This window comes from Nocardia sp. NBC_00565, assembly GCF_036345915.1.
Classification (GTDB): Bacteria; Actinomycetota; Actinomycetes; order Mycobacteriales; family Mycobacteriaceae; genus Nocardia.
The window spans coordinates 1,423,891-1,440,690 of sequence record NZ_CP107785.1; the positions used below are offsets into that span (position 1 = coordinate 1,423,891).

Here is a 16,800-nt window from a genome sequence, read left to right on the forward strand (position 1 = left end):
CACCGCGATGACCGATCGCATCATCACCCCTGAACTCGTCTCCCTGGACACCGATCTCGGTAGCACCAAGGAGTCGGTGATCGCCGCACTCGCGCAACGCGTCGCCGACGCGGGGCGGGCCGAGGACGCCGCGGCGCTGACCGCCGCGGCGCTCGCCCGCGAATCCCAGTCGGCGACCGGACTTCCGGGCGGTATCGCGATCCCGCACTGCCGGGCCGCGACCATTACCGCCGCCACGCTCGGCTTCGCCCGACTGGCACCGAAGGTGGACTTCGGTGCGCCGGACGGACCGGCCGATCTGGTGTTCCTGATCGCCGCTCCGGAAGGTGCGGGAGCCGAGCATATGAAGCTGCTCTCCAGTCTCGCGCGGGCATTGGTGAAGCCCGAGTTCGTCGGTGAGTTGCGCAGTGCCGCAACGTCATCCGACCTTGTCGCGCTGGTCGATCGGGTGTTGGCTCCGGCTCCGGCTGCTGCCGCCTCGGCGACAACTACTGCCGGTGCGGTAGCAGTTGGTGCAGGTGCGGCGACAACTGCCAACGGTGCGGCAACAGCTACGGGTGGTGCGGTGACGACTGGTGCTGATGCGGTGACGACTGCCAACGGTGCGGCAACAGCTACTGGTGGTGCGGCAACAACAGACGCGGCTGGGTCTGATTCGACTGCTCCCGAACGGGTTTCGAGCGCGACGGTTGATCGAGCAGCGCCGCGGACCATCGTCGCCATCACCGCATGCCCGACCGGAATCGCGCACACGTACATGGCGGCCGATTCACTTGTCGCCGCGGGCAAACGGGTGGGCGTGACCGTCCAGGTGGAGACCCAGGGCTCCAGCGGCACCACCCCGCTGAGCCCCGACACGATCGCCGCGGCGAGCGCGGTCATCTTCGCCACCGATGTCGGTGTGAAGGGGCGCGACCGGTTCGCCGGGAAGCCGGTCGTCGAATCCGGCGTAAAACGTGCGATCAACGAGCCCGACGCGATGGTCGCCGACGCACTGCGCATCGGCGAGGACCCCTCGGCCGCAACGGTCTCCGGTACACCGACCGAACCGGCCGGCGCACCCGCCGCGCTCGGAAAAGGTACGCGCCTGCGGCAGATTCTGCTGACCGGCGTCAGCTACATGATTCCGTTCGTCGCCGCGGGCGGCCTGCTCATCGCGCTGGGGTTCCTGCTCGGCGGCTACGAGATCGCCAGCAGCGCCAAGACGATCGTGCTCGACAATTCGCTCACCGACCTGCCGAACGGCGGTCTCGGCGCCTACTTCGGCGCGGTGCTGTTCGAACTCGGTTCGCTCGCATTCGGGTTCCTCGTTCCGGCATTGGCCGGATACATCGCCTTCGCGATCGCCGATCGCCCCGGTCTGGCACCGGGATTCACCGCGGGCGCGGTCGCTGTCTTCGTCGGGGCCGGATTCCTCGGCGGACTCGTCGGCGGTCTCATCGCCGGAACCGCCGCGCTGTGGATAGCGAAACGTCCGGTGCCGCAATGGGCGCGCGGTTTGATGCCGGTGGTCGTGGTGCCGCTGTTCGCCTCGCTGTTCGTCGGCGTCATCATGTTCGTCCTGCTCGGCAAACCGCTCGCGGCGGTGACCAGTGGCCTGACCAACTGGCTGAACGGCCTGTCCGGCACTTCCGCGGTGGCGCTCGGCATCATTCTCGGACTCATGATGTGCTTCGATCTCGGCGGTCCGGTCAACAAGGCCGCCTACGCGTTCGCCGTGGCCGGACTGTCGGTCACCGATCCGGCCTCGCTGCGCATCATGGCCGCGGTCATGGCCGCGGGCATGGTGCCGCCGCTGGCGATGGCACTGGCGACCGTGCTGCGGCCGCGCCTGTTCACCACTGCCGAACGGGAAAACGGCAAGGCCGCCTGGCTGCTCGGCGCCTCCTTCATCTCCGAGGGCGCCATCCCGTTCGCCGCCGCCGACCCGTTGCGCGTCATTCCGTCCATGATGGCCGGTGGCGCGGTCACCGGTGCGCTCGTGATGGCCACCGGTACCACCCTCAGCGCGCCACACGGTGGGATCTTCGTCTTCTTCGCGGTCGGGCACCTCGTGTGGTTCCTCGCCGCGCTGCTGGCCGGAACCGTGGTGAGCACCGTATGCGTCACGGCCGCAAAGGAACTCATCAAACCGCGCAGCGCGACACCGGCGCTCGTCCCCGCGTAGCGAACAACTCGTCGGATCGACAAGGAGATTGATCACCATGGCAAGTACCACCGTCACCGTCGGCTCGTCCATCGGTCTGCACGCCCGCCCCGCCAACGTCATCGCCGACGCCGTGACCGCCGCCGGGGTGCCGGTCACGCTCGCCCTGGTCGGCGGCGAACCCGTCGAGGCCAACTCCGCGCTCATGATCATGACCCTCGGGGCCGGCTTCGGCACCCCGGTCGTGATCACCAGCGACGACCAGCCGACCCTGAACAAGGTCGCCGAACTCGTCGCCAGCGACCTCGATGCCTGAGCCGCTCATGTTCGCCGAAGCCGTTGCCTACGAACGCGTCATGGGCCGCTGGAGTCGCCAGGTCGCGCCCTTGCTGCTGGAATTCGCGGCTGTCGACGGCACGGGTTCGCTGCTGGATGTCCGGTCCCGAACGGGTGCGTTGGGTTCCGCCGCCGCGGCGCTCCCGTCCGTGCAGGTGACGTGCGTAGATCCGCCACGCGCCTTCGTCGACTGTGCGCGCGACCACGGCAGCGCCCTGACTGCTCGGGCCTGGGCGGTGCGTGGTACGCGGCCGACCGGCTGAGATCAGGTGGTGCGCGGTGCGGTTCCGCCCGGAAAGGTGGCCTGGCGGGCGGCGGCGTATTCGGCCTGGACCTTGAAGTACCGGTCGTTCGGTCCGTAGGCGGCGTAGAACACGAAGCCGCGGGTGTCGGGGTCGGCGAAGGGGGCACCATCGACGAAGCGTGCGAGTACCGGATCGAGATGGGTAGGGAAGCTCGATGGCTCGCAGCGGACCGGGAAGCAGATGCGTCGCATACCCGGCTCGGACCAGGAGAAGGTGCGGTAGAGGTTGAATGTGCGTCCGAGCAAGGCCAATTCGTCGTCGGTGGCCGCGGTGAAGTCGAGTTCGGCCAGGATTTCGGCGATGTCCGCGGGAGCGAGGTGGCCGGGTTCGAAGACATTCGAGTACAGGTTCATCGTGCGGGCGTCGAAATCGACGGCCAGGATGCCGATTCGGCCGCCATAGCGGGACAGGTGCGCGGCATGGGCACGGGCCGACTCGGGCATTCCGGAGAATCCGAGAATTCGCTCGACACCGATCAGTTCGGGGAAGACCAGCCAAATCTTCTGTACGCCACCGGCAAGGGCGAGATCGACGCCCGAGCGGACCGGTACGGCGGCCGAGATCTCGGCGAGCAGCTGCTCCATCGGATGTCCGGTATAGGTGAGAAGTCCAGCGGCACGCAGTCTTTCGATCAGATCGGTCGGGTCGCCCGGATGCATCACCCTGGCATTGACTTCGCGCTCGTGCACCGGATGGGTGGTGGTGCGCACACCGACGACGGAGTTGGCCCATAGGTCGGCGAGTGTGTCCAGCACCGGATCCACGACCACCGGGTCGTAGCGCACCTCGGCCAGATGTGCGTACTGCTGCAAGTCCGTTCGGAGCTTATCGAGTGCCACTGTGGCGGATGCGGTCATGACTTTCATGGTCCCGCAAACCTCGGCCCGACGGCAGCACTTCAGCCGTGGCTATTTTCCTGTAAGCGGCGGGCGATCTCGCCGAGGCCGTCGCCGATGGCGGTGAGCTGGGCCGGGGTCAGGACGTCGATGAACAACTCGCGGACGGTGGCGACGTGGCCGGGAGCCGCATCGTGGAGCTTGTCTCGACCCGCGTCGGTGAGGACTGCATAGATCGCGCGCATATCGCCGGAACTGGTGCGGCGGCGAACCAGGCCCGACTTCGCCAACTGGTCGATCTGATATGTGAGCTTGCTCTTCGAGTCGAGCATCGCCGCCGCGAGCTCGGTCATCCGTAATTCGTGCTCCGGTGCGTCGCCGAGCCGGACCAGGATCTCGTACTGCAGATGGGAGAGTCCGTCGTCGCGAGTCAACTGCTGGTCCAGGCGCCGGCTCGACGGGCCCGGCAGTGCCGTGCACGAGGCACCAGACCGTGGGCTGGATCACGGCGCTTATGTGCCGTTGGTCGAGATGTACCCCGACGCCGACATTCCGGTGCTCCAGATCTCGATGCCGACCCTTGATCCGGTCGGACTCTACGAGCTGGGCCGTCGGCTCGCGCCGCTGCGGGATGCGGGCGTATTGATCGTGGGCAGTGGCTTTTTCACCCACAACCTGCGCGAGATGACGTTCGGCTCCGGCGTCGACGAGGCGCCCGCCTGGTCGAAGGAGTTCGACGCGTGGGGCCGCGAAACCCTGGCCGTGGGTGACGTGGACGCGCTGCTGAATTTCCGGTCCGCCGCCCCCGCCGCCCGGTACGCACATCCGCGCATCGAACACTTCGCACCGCTGTTCGTGACGCTCGGCGCGGGCGAGTCCGATCTGGATTCTCAGCGCACCGTCATCGACGGTTTCTGGGGCGGCCTGGCCAAACGCTCCATTCAACTCGGGCGCAATGCTTCGGCATTGAGTCAACGTCAGCATTGCTGAAGTGCGGCAACGCGATCCAGCAAACTTTTGCGAAACAGCCGGCGGCACCGATGCGACATGCTGAATGTGGCCACCGACACCATGAACCTCGCCGAGCGACGTCAAGCGATCCGCAGACTCGTCGCTATCTGTCACGTAGTCAACCGACTGGTAGAGCTAGCCGAGACGGAGTCATCCGAACCATTGATCGCGCAGGCGCATACGACGCGCCGTGTGCTCCAGGATCTGGTGCTCGATATGGTCGCCACCGATCGACATTGAATGACGTGCTATTCGGTGGAACCCGGATGTGCGGTTCGCCATCGCGACCTCCTTCGCGCTGAATGAATCACACTGGGTTCCAAGGTGTTCCACGACCGGGAACGGGGCAGGCATCGGCCGCCTCGGCGACGACCTGCGGTTGGGTGGACGCCGTCGGACGTTCGCCGCGCTCCCAGTCCGCGCCGGTCACCGTCGCGACCGTCGCCAATGTGGCGAGTTCGTCGCTGTCGAAAACCCTTCCGCGACTGAGAAATCGAAATCCTTCCGGTGCTTCCAGGCTGAAGCCCGAACCGCGCCCCGGTACGACGTCGAGGACCAGTTGGGTGTGCCGCCAGGCGGCGAACTGCGGGCCGGAGATCCACACCGGCGCGATATCGTCCGGTTCGGGCGGCGTTGCGGGCAATTCGCCGACCCGCAAGCGCAGATCGAGCAGTCCGAGCAGCACATCGCGATCGCCGACCACGAATTCGCCTGCCGGATAACACATCGGCGCGGAACCGTCACAGCAGCCGCCGGACTGGTGCAGCATCAGCGGCCCGTGCCGACCGCGGAGGCGACGGAGCAGATCCATCGCCGCCGCGGTGGCACGCACCCGACGGGGCGTATCGGCCATCAGAAGAAGCCTTGCGCTTTCGACGCGTAGCCGACCAGCAGGTTCTTCGTCTGCTGGTAGTGGTCGAGCATCATGCGATGGTTCTCGCGGCCGATGCCGGACTGCTTGTAGCCGCCGAACGCCGCATGTGCCGGATACTGGTGGTAGGTGTTGGTCCACACCCGCCCGGCCTCGATATCACGCCCGGCCCGGTAGGCCAGCGCGCCGTCGCGCGACCACACGCCGGCGCCGAGTCCGTACAGGGTGTCGTTGGCGATCTTGATGGCGTCGTCGTAGTCCGAGAACGAGGTCACCGAAACGACGGGGCCGAAGATCTCCTCCTGGAAGATCCGCATCGCGTTATCGCCCGCGAAGATCGTCGGCTGCACGTAGTAGCCACCGTTCAGATCCCCGCCGAGGTCGGCGCGCTCGCCGCCGGTCAGCAGGGTGGCACCCTCGGCCTTGCCGATCTCTATGTAGGACAGGATCTTTTCCAGCTGATCGTTGCTGGCTTGCGCACCGATCATGGTGTCGGTATCGAGCGGATCGCCCTGCCGCACGGCCTTCGTGCGCACCACGGCCGCGCTCAGGAATTCGTCGTAGATATCGGCCTGGATGAGTGCGCGCGACGGGCAGGTGCAGACCTCGCCCTGGTTGAGCGCGAACATGGTGAAGCCCTCGAGTGCCTTGTCCTGGTAGTCGTCGTTGGCGGCGAGCACATCGGAGAAGAAGATATTGGGGCTCTTGCCGCCGAGTTCCAGGGTGACCGGAATCAGGTTCTGCGAGGCGTATTGCATGATCAGGCGGCCGGTGGTGGTCTCGCCGGTGAACGCGATCTTCTTGATCCGCGGGCTGGAGGCCAGCGGTTTGCCCGCCTCGACGCCGAAACCGTTGACGATATTGACCACTCCGGGCGGCAGCAGATCGCCGATGAGGCCGATCAGGAACAGGATCGAGGCCGGGGTCTGCTCAGCGGGCTTGAGCACCACCGCATTTCCCGCGGCGAGCGCGGGTGCGAGCTTCCAGGTGGCCATCAGAATCGGGAAGTTCCACGGAATGATCTGGCCGACCACGCCGAGCGGCTCGTGGAAGTGGTAGGCGACGGTGTCGACGTCGATCTGCGAGAGCGAACCCTCCTGTGCGCGAATGGCACCCGCGAAGTAGCGGAAGTGGTCGATCGCCAGCGGGATGTCGGCGGCCAGGGTTTCCCGGATCGGTTTGCCGTTGTCCCAGGTCTCGGCGAGGGCGATGGCGTCGAGGTGCTCCGCCATCCGGTCGGCGATCTTGTTGAGGATGACGGCGCGCTCGGCGACCGAGGTCTTGCCCCAGGCGGGTGCGGCGGCGTGCGCGGCATCGAGGGCGAGTTCGATGTCCTCGGCCGTACCGCGCGCGACCTCGCAGAAAGTCTGCCCGGTGACCGGGGTCGGATTTTCGAAGTACTGCCCCTTGACGGGCGCGACCCACTCGCCGCCGATCCAGTTGTCGTATCGGGCCTGGAATGACATGGCGGCATCGGGTGTTCCCGGACGGGCGAATATGGTCATCGCATGCTCCTCGATCTGCTGACATTTCCGTATGTCAGATGTGATCCGGAACACTACGAGCGGGCATGTTGCACGACGGTTGCAAGAGACTGGTCAGATGCCCAATTTGTCGTCCAGTAGCGACAATTGCGTCTTGACCTGGGCATACATCGAGGACTGCCGGTCGAGTGAGGCGAGGTAGGCGGTCCATGCCGCAACGTCATCGCGTCCGTCGACCGAACCGGTCCACCGGGCGAGCAGGCGACGGTCACCGGCCGCGAGTAGGGCGGCACGCAGGCGACCGCGCAACTCGGCGCGCAGTTCATCGATGCCGGGCGCGAGCGAGCGGGGCAGGATCGGGCCCGGGTACGCGCGCAACGCCGCCGCCGTATCGCCGCGGGCGAGTGCGCGGCGCACCTCGCGGACATCGGTATCCAGATCCAGCAGCAGCCGATACGGACGGGAGCCGAGGCCGTTGGCGCCCAGCATCTTTCGCACTCGCGACAGCTCCGCGCGCACGGTCACCGGATCCAGTTCCGATTCGTCGAGCAGCATGGCGAGGTGGTCGGCGCTCAGGCCCTCCGGATACTCGGTCAGCAGCAACAGGATCTCGGCATGGCGCTGCGTGAGGCGGATGTCCGCGCCATCGCGGGTCAGGGTCGGCCGGTTCGGGCCGAGCACCCGCAGGCGTGCCGTGGTGCGATCGAACGGGTCGGGCGAATCGAGCATCAGCAGGCGCAGTTCGGATTCCGCCGCCAGCACCGTCGCCCGGATCAGGGACAACACCTCCGGCGCGGCAACCCTTGGGCCGCCGGTGATGTCGATGGCGCCGATGATCCGGCCACTGCGCGGATCGTGCACGGGAGCGGCCGAACAACTCCATTCGTGCACCACACGGCTGAAGTGTTCGGCTCCGAAGATCTGCACGTGATGATCGAGGGCGAGCGCGGTGCCCGGCGCATTGGTACCGACGCGGCCCTCGCTCCAGTCCGCGCCCTCGACGAAATTCATTGCCAGCGCGCGGTCCTTGACCTTCGCATCGCCCTCGACCCACAGCAGTCGGCCCTCGGCATCGCTGATCGCGACCAGCAGTCCGGCGTCCGCGGCGTCTTCCACCAGCAGTTTCCGCACCACCGGCCGGATCAGCGCAATGGGATGGCTCGCCCGATACCGCTGCAGTTCCAGGCCTTCGAGATCCAGCGCATCGCCGAAGCCGTCCGGGTCGACGCCGTTGTTGCGGCTGCGCCGCCAGGAATCCAGTACCACCGAGCGCACCGAATCGCCGTCGGGCCGCACCATCGGCAGCCGGTCGACACCCTCGATGAAGCAGCGGTGCGCGCAGGACACCCGTCGCGCCAACTGCGTGAGGTCATCATCCGGTCGAACGGCGACCCACGGGTTGCCGCGCGCTGCTGTGCTCAATCGCTGTCCTTCGTCTCGGCTTCCACTGTAATGCCGGTCATATGTCGTTTCGCCGAGTATGGCCGGACCGACGCGCGCCGAAACGGCGGCCGACGTACGCTGACGGTCGCGAATCATGATCATCGTTTCCGCTCATCGACTGGAGCCAATTCTTTGACCACGCCAGACTCGGCAACGCACCCACGTTCCTGCCCGGTCGCACATGGATCGCCGATCGATTTCGGCGGTCCCCGAATCGCGCTCTACTCGGAGGAATTCGCCGCGGACCCGCACCACGCCTACCGCGAGATGCGCCGCAAATACGGCTCCCTGGTACCGGTGGAGCTATCGCCCGGCGTACCGGCCACTTTGGTGATCGGCTACTACACCGCGCTGCGAATCCTCAACGATCCCGACCATTTTCCGGCCGACTCCCGGACCTGGCAGAAGAGCGTCCCCGAGGACTGTCCGGTTCGGCCGATGCTGGAATGGCGTCCGGCGGCGATCCGCAGTACCGGCCTCGAGCACACCCGCTACCGGGACGCGACGGTCGCCGGACTGAGCGGGATCGACCTGTTCGCCCTGCATACCACCGTGGAACAGATCGCCATCCCGCTGATCAACGGCTTCTGCCAGGACGGAATGGCGGATCTGATCAGTCAGTACGCGTTCCCACTAGCGTTCGCGGCGATCAACGCGATCCTGGGCTGCCCGACGGAGATCGGTCAGCGCGCCGCGGCCGGCATGGCCGCGATGTTCGACGGCACCGATGCCGCCGAGGGCAACCGGATGCTGGGTGCGGCGATGTTCGACCTGGTCTCGCTCAAACGGGCCGAACCGGGCGATGACGTCGTCTCGCGGCTGCTGGCCCATCCAGCTGGCCTCGACGACGAGGAGATGATCCACCAAGTGCTCAGCTTCTATGGCGCGGGGATCGAACCCACCCAGAATCTGATCACCAACACGCTGCGGCTGATGCTCACCGACGACCGCTTCGCGGGTGGCATGCTCGGCGGGAGCCTGTCCACACGCGATGGGTTGGACGAGGTGTTGTTCACCGACCCACCGATGTCGAACTACTGCATCACCTTCCCGAGGCAGCCGATTCTGATCGATGACGCGTGGCTACCCGCGCATCAGCCGGTCGTGATCAGCATCGCCGGTAGTAACAATGATCCGACGATCAACACGGGGGAGTACACCGATAACCGCTCGCATCTGGCCTGGAGCGTCGGACCGCACGCCTGCCCCGCCCGCTCGGTCGCCTCACTGATCGCGCAGGACGCGATCGATCAACTCCTGGACGCGCTGCCGGAGTTGCATCTGGCCGTACCCCTCGACGAACTGGTCTGGCGGCCGGGACCGTTCAATCGCTCGCTGGCCACCCTTCCGGTAACTTTCCCCAAATCCCCTCTGCTGCAAATCTTCTGAATACGACTATCAGCGCAGGGGTTTCGGATACACGGGTGTCGGTGGCAATCTCGAGCGGCATTCACGCGCTGACGGCCACACGTAGGGGCCTGCGCGATCGGAGCCGTCGGATCGCGTGTCGCCGTGCGCGCGAACCGCTCCGGCGCAGCCGACCGGCGGATGACTGCGAACCGCTGCAGGCTCAATGTCATTCGCGTCGGCATGCTGGTCCGGATCGAGCAGTTCGGGGATGGGCGAATCGCAGGCAATCGCGGGGCATCTCGCCGAGCGCAGGCGCAAACGCGTAGACGGGAATATGCTCGAAGTAACTGGCTGATAGTTGTATCGAGGTCGTCGTGGCGCATATCGATCCGCTCTCCACGCAACGCCACCTGACCTCAGGGTTCGCGGCGGAATTGGACGCTGCCGGGTTCACCGAAGCCGTCGAGATCGGACGCGGCGGTTTCGGCGTGGTCTACCGCTGCCGCCAACCCGCGCTCGATCGCACGGTGGCGATCAAGGTGCTCACCGCCGATCTGGAGTCGGAGAATCTCGAGCGATTCGTCCGCGAACAGCTCGCCATGGGCAAACTGTCCGGTCATCCGAATATCGTCAGCGTCTTCGAAGTGGGGTCCACCGCGACCGGACGGCCCTACATCGTGATGCCGTACCACTCGCACGGCTCACTGGACGCTCGCATCCAGGAGCACGGCCCGATCGGCTGGCAGGACGCGCTGCACATCGGGGTGAAGATCGCGGGCGCGCTGGAGACCGCGCACCGGCGCGGCATGCTGCATCGCGACGTGAAGCCCGGCAACATCCTGCTGACCGAATACGGTGAGCCACAACTGGCCGATTTCGGCATCGCCCGGCTCGTCGGCGGGTTCGAGACGACCGCGGGCACGATCACCGGCTCACCCGCCTTCACCGCACCGGAAGTGCTGCAGGGACACGTCCCGGATGTGACCGCCGACATCTACAGCCTGGCCTCGACGCTGTTCTGCGCCAGCACCGGTCACGCCGTCTTCGAGCGGCGCAGCGGCGAGCAGTTGGTCGCGCAGTTCCTACGCATCACCAAGCATCCGATACCGGACCTCGGCGACGCCGGGCTGCCCGCCGATGTGACGGCCGCGATCGAGGGCGCGATGTCGCGCGAGCGCCGAGAACGCCCGGCCAGCGCCGCCGAATTCGGTGACCGACTGCGCGATATCCAGGAGCGGCACGGCCTGGCGCCCGACGATATGCCGATCCCGCTACCAGCCGCCGATCCCGTCGGCCATCGCCCATCGCCCACACCGACCGGCCGTCGCCGCACCTCCGGGATGTATCCGGCCGTGACTCCGCCGGTGCCCGCGACCCGACTGCGACCGCCGGTGGCTACTCGTCCGCTGGTCGAGCGTCAGCGGCTGATCGCCATGCTGCGGCAGGGCCGAGACCGCAGGCTCGCGGTCATCCACGGCCCCACCGGTTTCGGCAAGACCACCCTCGCCGCCCAGTGGTGCGAGGCGCTGAGCGCCGAGGGGGTGGCGGTGGCCTGGCTGACCGTGGACCACGATGACAACAACGTCGTCTGGTTCCTGTCGCATCTGATCGAAGCCATTCGCGCCGTGCGTCCTTCGCTGGCCAGCGAACTCGGCGAACTGCTCGAGGAACACGGCGACGAGTCCGAACGGTACGTGCTGACCTCGCTGATCAACGATATCGACCGCAGCGGTGAACAACTCGTCGTCGTCATCGACGACTGGCACCTCGCCACCGATCCCGCGACCACCCGCGCACTGCGCTACATGATCGAAGGCTGTAGTCCGACACTGCATGTCGTGATCACCAGCCGCAGTCGGACCGGGCTGCCGATGAGTTCGATGCGGGCCCGCGACGAGCTGGTCGAAATCGGGCCCACCGTACTGCGTTTCGATATCGAGGAGGCGCGGACCTTTCTGGTCGAGCTGGGCGGGCTCGACCTCGATCACGGCGATGTCGAGGATCTCACCGAATCCACCGAGGGCTGGGCCGCGGCATTGCAACTCGCGGCACTGTCGCTGCGCGGCAGCGATGATCCCGGCGAGCTGATCAGCCATCTGACCGGCCGCCATCACGCCATCAGCGAATTCCTGGTCGAGAACGTCCTGGACACGCTCGAACCCGGGATGCTCGACTTCATGGTCGCGACCTCGATCACGCCACGGATCTGCGGCGAACTCGCCTCGGCGCTCACCGGCGTCGCGGATGGGCAGGCGATGCTGGAGCAGATCGAACTCCAGGATCTGTTCCTGCGCAAGCTCGATGACGGAAATTGGTTCCGATACCACCACCTGTTCCAGGATTTCCTGCAGCAGCGGCTGGAGCGCGATCGGCCCGAACGGATTACCGAGCTGCACCGGGCGGCCTCGCGGTGGTTGGCCGAACACCGGCACGTCAGCGAGGCGGTCGATCACGCGCTGCTGGCCGAGGACGAGCAGCGCGCCATCGAGATCGTCGAGCGCGATGGCATGTCGCTGCTCGAGTACGGGCAGTTCGCCAGCCTCATCGGGCTGGTGAACAAGCTGCCCGCCACGATTATCGAAACCCATCCTCGGCTGCAGTTGGATCTGGCGTGGGCCAATATCCTGCTGCATCGTGCCGGACCGGCCGAACGCGCGCTGCGGCTTGCGGAATCGAATATGGACTACGGAGAATTGGACGAATCCGTGACGGCCCGGCTGCGCGCCGAGGCGGGTGCGGTGCACGCCGTGGTGCGGGTGCGCGCGGACGTGCTCGCCGGTATCGAAGATATGTTGGCGCCGTGCTTCTTCCGTGCCGAGGAAATGTCACCGTATGTGGTGGCGATCGCCGCGAATGTGGCGACCTTCGTGGCGGGCTATCGCTATGACTTCGAGGAGGCGCTGCGCATTCAGGAATGGTCCGCACCGTATATGCGACAGAACAAAGGTTTCTACAACAACATTCACGGTCTGTGCTTCCTCGGGCTCGCCGCGAGCCTGCAGCTCGACATCACCAGGGCGGAGCAGTATTTCCGCCGGGCCATGAAGGTGGCCAAACAGTCCGGCGGCAGCCACTCCTACGGCGCGCGGCTGGCCGGATCCCTGCTGGGTGAATTGCTCTACGAGCGTGGGGAAGTCGCGGCGGCGGAACGGCTGCTCGACGAGGGATACAAGCTGGGGCCCGAAGCGGGTGTCGTCGATTTCAAGTTGGCCCGCTATGTCGTCGGCGCCCGTATCAAAGCGTTGCGCGGGGACCGGGCGGCCGCCATTCGCCGGCTGAACGAGGGTGCCCGGGTGGCTCGTTCTATGTCGCTGCCGCGCTTGAGCGCCGAGGTAGAGAACGAGCGGCTGCGCCTCGGCCTACCGCCGCATCCGGAATTCGGCCCGCTGCCGGTGGTCGAATACGGAAAACGCCGTACGCCGGTGGACCCGATCGACGAATTCACCGTGCTGTACGAGGAATTCACCGCGATCCGGCTGCTGCTCGCCGAGGAAGTGCCGGACAAGACCGAACGCGCCTGCACCTGGGCTCGGGAGTGGGTGGATCTGCTCGAATCCGTCGAGCGCCCACGGGAATTGTTGAAAGCGCGGCGATTGTTGATCGCCTGTCTGGCCGCCGCGGGCCGTATCGACGAGGCGAAGGCTCTGCTGGCAACGGTCACCGCGCAGTGCGCCGATCTCGGATCGGTTCGCTATCTGCTGGATGGTGGACCCCATGTCATCGCCATGCTCGCCGCGGTGCGCGAAGATCAGCTCGCCGGGCGCTGGCGTCCCGAATGGCCCGATGTGCCGGAGGAATTCCTGCTCGCATTGGTCAATGCCGATGCGGCTCAGACGATCTGACGCGGTCGAGCAGTGGATCCGACTCGGTAGGGGTTATTCGCCGATGGGGATAGTGGTTTTGTCCAGCAATTCGGCGACCTGCTCGGCGGGCATCGGCCGGTGAAAGAGCCAGCCTTGCGCGGTCTCACAGCCGAGGCCATCGAGCCGGTCGGCCTGATACCGCGTCTCGACGCATTCGGCGGTGAGGGTGTAACCGAGGGCATGGGTCAGCTCGATGATCGATTCGAGCACCAGCAGACGCGCGAGATCCGGCGGTCCGCTGCGGACCGGTATACGATGGCGGCGATCTCGCTGTCGTGTGGTGTGACCGAGATGTGGTCGGTACGAGAGGTTTTCATGGCCAGACCGAGTTGGGCTCCCGAGGGTATCGACCTGGATCGGCCGAGTGCGTCGCGGGTCTATGACTACTTCGTCGGTGGCATGCACAATTTCGAGATCGACCGGCAGTTGGCGCGCCAGATCGAGGCGTTCACACCGAATGTCGCCGAAACCATGCGGGCGAACCGGGATCTGTTGCGGCGCTGCGTACGGTTCCTGGTCGATGCCGGGATCACCCAGTTCCTCGATATCGGATCCGGCATTCCGACCGTCGGCAATGTGCACGAGGTCGCGCAGGGGCGCGACCCGTCGGCGCGCGTGGTCGCACCTCGACCGAGATCGTGCTGCGCGCCAAGGACGAGATCGCCGCGTATTTCGACGGTTGGACGCTGGTCGAACCCGGTCTGGTGCACCTGCCGCGGTGGCGGCCCGACAATCCGGACGATGTCGGACCGGCGCCCGAAGAATCCGGCGCGTACGGCGGCGTAGCCCGCAAGGACTGAGCTCAGTCGAGGATCTTGCCCGGATTCAGCAGGCCGAGTGGGTCCAGCGCGCGCTTGACGGCCGACATGATCTCGACCGCCGAGCCGTGTTCGGCCCGCAGGTACTGCTTCTTGGCCAGCCCGATGCCATGCTCGCCGGAGGCCGTGCCGCCGACCGAAAGGGCGTGGCGGACAACCTGATCGGAAAGTCGGCGAGCCCGAGCGCGGGTGCCGTCGGTGTAGGGCACGACCACGTGCACATTGCCGTCGCCGATGTGTCCGGCGATGGCGACCTCCAGACCCAGCTGCCCGGCAAGTTCTTCGGCCGTCGCCACCGCTTCGGCGATCCGCGAGTAGGGCACCGCGGTATCGGTGACCAGGAACTCGTGGCCAGGATGGCGCGCCTTGAGCGCGAAGAACAGGGTGTGCCGGTCCTCCCAGAGCTCATGTCGCGCCGTATGGGATTGCGCGACAACGGTTTCTATCGCTCCATTGGCCGCGCACAGCTGCCGGATATCGTTCTGGTCGGCGGCCGCCGCGGCGGCGGAGGTGGCCGCGCTGTCGAGGAACAGTGTGGGGCCCACCGGATATCGGGTGCCGCGATAGGTATTGATCGCGGCCATACTCGGGGCATCGATGAGCTCGATTCGACTCAACGGCAGCGCCGAACCCAGCATCTCCACCGCGGCGGTGACCGCGCGCTCCACACTCGGAAACGAGATCCGCAGCGACCGTAGCCATTCCGGAATCGGATGCAACCGAACGGTGAGCTCGGTGATGATGCCCAGCGTGCCCGCCGATCCGATCAGCAGATCCTTCAGGTCGTATCCGCTGCTTGACTTGCGCACCGGCCGGCCCAGCCTGGTCACCGTGTCATCGGCGAAAACCACCTGCATGGCAAGGACATTCGCGCGCATCCCGCCGTAGCGGACGCTGGTCGTGCCGCTCGCGTTGGTCGCGGCCATGCCGCCGAGGCTGGCGTCGGCGCCGGGATCGACGGTGAATTGGAGGCCGAATTCGGCCGCGGCGGCATTGAGCCGGGTGCGGGTGACGCCGGGCTGCACGGTCGCCGTGAAGTCGGTGGGGGAGATGTCGAGGATCGCGTCGAGCCCGGACAGATCCAGCACCACCTCGTCGCCGCGGGCGAGTAGATGACCCTCCAGGCTCGTGCCCGCACCACGGGCGATGATCGGGGTGCGGGTGTGTTTGGCCCATTCGACGGTGGCGAGCACATCGTCGAGGCTGCGCGCGTGCACGACGCCGAGCGGGCGGTGTCCCGCGCGGCCGGTCTCGTCGACGGTGTACTGCTCGAGCACCGCGGCGCGGGCGTCGATGCGATCGGTCAGCGCGGTCATTACGCGCGCTCCAGGATAGAAGTCACCAGCATGGTGTGGTCGTTGTAGGAATGCGTGATGGTCCAACCCAACTCGGCGAAGGCCGCCTCGTACTCCTGCTTCGTCCACAGCTGGACACCGGTGATGGTGTGGTAGATCTCGTAGGTCGGCGAGAACCACGGCTGTCCGGACCACTGCGGCGCCTCGAGCAGATATCCGTCGCCGATGACGAAGCGGCGCAGATTCGGGAACCAGCGCATCCATTCGCCGAGCACCGCCGCGATACCGCCGCCGTCGCTGGCGAGTTGATGCAGCAGGAAGAACGACATCGCGGTGGTCACCGCATCCCGGTCGATCGCGGCCAGCCACTCGGGTTCGCTCGTCTCGGGCTGTACCGAGCCGGGCAGCACGGTGATCCGGTCCGCCAGGCCTGCCTCGCGGACCTCGGCGGCGGCCGCGGCGATCACCTCGGCCTCGATATCGACGCCGACGAAGCGTTCCTCGGGAGCCAGCTCCGCGAGCGCGAGCACCCGGCCCGCTCCCGCGCAACCCAGGTCGACAGTGCAGCCGGGACCCGCTGCGGCGATGGCCTTTCCGATGCCGCGCAGGATCTCCGGGCGACGCCGCGAGATATCGGTGCAGCCCCGCGACACCTGGCCCGGTTCGGTGGCGGCGGGAATGAACGGCTGATCGGCGCAGGCGGCCAGCTGCCGGAAGGTGGGCTCCCAGCCGCGCGTGGAAACCCGAATGAAGCCACGATTCTTGGCGATATCGTGCCCGGCGTGGGTGAGCTGATAGCGGTGCCCACGCAGGTTGAGGAATCCGGCGCGGACCAGGCCGTCGGTGACGGCGTGCTGGATGCCGCTGGTCGGTGCGATCGAGTCGCCGTTCAACAGCGTTGCCCACCAACCCCAATCGTCGGCGGCGACCACCAGTTGGGCGGCGGTCTGCCCCTCGATGACGTCTCGGACGGTGAGCCCGGGGGCGGCGCTCTGATTGAAGAAGGCGACGGTGGTCGTGGCGGCGGTCATGAGAGTCCTCC

General features: G+C 66.6%; 15 protein-coding genes and 2 pseudogenes. 9 read left to right on the forward strand and 8 right to left on the reverse strand.

Going from position 1 to position 16,800, the window contains the following annotated elements; all coding sequences use genetic code 11:
- Positions 1-7 precede the first annotated feature (7 nt).
- Genes OG874_RS06870 through OG874_RS06880 form a run of 3 tightly spaced genes read left to right on the forward strand, consistent with a single transcriptional unit; the run spans position 8 to position 2,745 of the window.
- Complete coding sequence (locus OG874_RS06870) at positions 8-2,167, forward strand: PTS fructose transporter subunit IIABC (RefSeq protein WP_330254268.1); 2,160 nt, start codon at positions 8-10, stop codon at positions 2,165-2,167.
- 37 nt (positions 2,168-2,204) lie between these two features.
- On the forward strand, positions 2,205-2,462 hold the full coding sequence (locus OG874_RS06875) for an HPr family phosphocarrier protein (protein WP_330254269.1): 258 nt from the start codon (positions 2,205-2,207) through the stop codon (positions 2,460-2,462).
- Positions 2,455-2,745 (forward strand): hypothetical protein, encoded by a 291-nt coding sequence (locus OG874_RS06880; protein WP_330254270.1) that lies wholly within the window; start codon positions 2,455-2,457, stop codon positions 2,743-2,745. Before OG874_RS06875 ends, OG874_RS06880 begins: the two co-directional genes overlap by 8 nt.
- 2 nt (positions 2,746-2,747) lie before the next feature.
- Here OG874_RS06880 and OG874_RS06885 read toward each other — a convergent pair whose 3' ends face one another.
- Positions 2,748-3,644: an aromatic prenyltransferase gene (locus OG874_RS06885; RefSeq protein WP_330254271.1), complete on the reverse strand. Its 897-nt coding sequence runs from the start codon at positions 3,642-3,644 to the stop codon at positions 2,748-2,750.
- Positions 3,645-3,685: 41 nt separating this feature from the next.
- On the reverse strand, positions 3,686-4,057 hold the full coding sequence (locus OG874_RS06890; protein ID WP_330254272.1) for a MarR family winged helix-turn-helix transcriptional regulator: 372 nt from the start codon (positions 4,055-4,057) through the stop codon (positions 3,686-3,688).
- Between the two features lie 40 nt (positions 4,058-4,097).
- On the opposite strand from OG874_RS06890, the pseudogene OG874_RS06895 reads away from it, so the two are divergent.
- Positions 4,098-4,613 (forward strand): annotated as a pseudogene (locus OG874_RS06895) (dioxygenase family protein); the annotation flags it as partial.
- Positions 4,614-4,670: 57 nt separating this feature from the next.
- Complete coding sequence (locus tag OG874_RS06900) at positions 4,671-4,874, forward strand: hypothetical protein (RefSeq protein ID WP_330254273.1); 204 nt, start codon at positions 4,671-4,673, stop codon at positions 4,872-4,874.
- A gap of 67 nt (positions 4,875-4,941) precedes the next feature.
- Here OG874_RS06900 and OG874_RS06905 read toward each other — a convergent pair whose 3' ends face one another.
- The 3 genes from OG874_RS06905 to OG874_RS06915 all read right to left on the reverse strand — a co-directional run bounded on the left by OG874_RS06905 (position 4,942) and on the right by OG874_RS06915 (position 8,411).
- On the reverse strand, positions 4,942-5,487 hold the full coding sequence (locus OG874_RS06905) for a DUF779 domain-containing protein (RefSeq protein WP_330254274.1): 546 nt from the start codon (positions 5,485-5,487) through the stop codon (positions 4,942-4,944).
- Positions 5,487-7,010 (reverse strand): aldehyde dehydrogenase, encoded by a 1,524-nt coding sequence (adh, locus tag OG874_RS06910; protein WP_330254275.1) that lies wholly within the window; start codon positions 7,008-7,010, stop codon positions 5,487-5,489. The genes OG874_RS06905 and adh overlap by 1 nt, the downstream gene beginning before the upstream one ends.
- A gap of 93 nt (positions 7,011-7,103) precedes the next feature.
- Positions 7,104-8,411 carry a transcriptional regulator gene (locus tag OG874_RS06915; protein WP_330254276.1) on the reverse strand — a complete coding sequence of 436 codons (1,308 nt, stop codon included), beginning with the start codon at positions 8,409-8,411 and terminating at the stop codon, positions 7,104-7,106.
- A gap of 153 nt (positions 8,412-8,564) precedes the next feature.
- On the opposite strand from OG874_RS06915, the gene OG874_RS06920 reads away from it, so the two are divergent.
- Both OG874_RS06920 and OG874_RS06925 read left to right on the forward strand, forming a co-directional pair.
- Complete coding sequence (locus OG874_RS06920) at positions 8,565-9,821, forward strand: cytochrome P450 (protein WP_330254277.1); 1,257 nt, start codon at positions 8,565-8,567, stop codon at positions 9,819-9,821.
- A 335-nt stretch (positions 9,822-10,156) separates the two neighbouring features.
- Positions 10,157-13,624 carry a protein kinase domain-containing protein gene (locus OG874_RS06925; RefSeq protein WP_330254278.1) on the forward strand — a complete coding sequence of 1,156 codons (3,468 nt, stop codon included), beginning with the start codon at positions 10,157-10,159 and terminating at the stop codon, positions 13,622-13,624.
- A gap of 33 nt (positions 13,625-13,657) precedes the next feature.
- On the opposite strand, the gene OG874_RS06930 is transcribed toward OG874_RS06925, so the two are convergent.
- On the reverse strand, positions 13,658-13,855 hold the full coding sequence (locus tag OG874_RS06930) for an EAL domain-containing protein (RefSeq protein ID WP_330254279.1): 198 nt from the start codon (positions 13,853-13,855) through the stop codon (positions 13,658-13,660).
- Between the two features lie 105 nt (positions 13,856-13,960).
- Here OG874_RS06930 and OG874_RS06935 point away from each other — a divergent pair.
- Positions 13,961-14,205: pseudogene (locus OG874_RS06935) on the forward strand (SAM-dependent methyltransferase); the annotation flags it as partial.
- Between the two features lie 78 nt (positions 14,206-14,283).
- Entirely contained in the window at positions 14,284-14,445 is a 162-nt protein-coding gene (locus OG874_RS06940) for an SAM-dependent methyltransferase (RefSeq protein WP_330254280.1), read from the forward strand.
- Between the two features lie 2 nt (positions 14,446-14,447).
- Here the strand turns inward: OG874_RS06940 and OG874_RS06945 are convergent, their stop codons facing one another.
- Together OG874_RS06945 and OG874_RS06950 are read right to left on the reverse strand one after the other, a co-directional pair.
- A complete protein-coding gene (locus OG874_RS06945) occupies positions 14,448-15,779 on the reverse strand; it encodes an FAD-binding oxidoreductase (RefSeq protein ID WP_330254281.1) in 1,332 nt (443 codons plus the stop codon).
- Complete coding sequence (locus OG874_RS06950; protein ID WP_330254282.1) at positions 15,779-16,789, reverse strand: hypothetical protein; 1,011 nt, start codon at positions 16,787-16,789, stop codon at positions 15,779-15,781. Before OG874_RS06950 ends, OG874_RS06945 begins: the two co-directional genes overlap by 1 nt.
- Between the last annotated feature and the right edge of the window lie 11 nt (positions 16,790-16,800).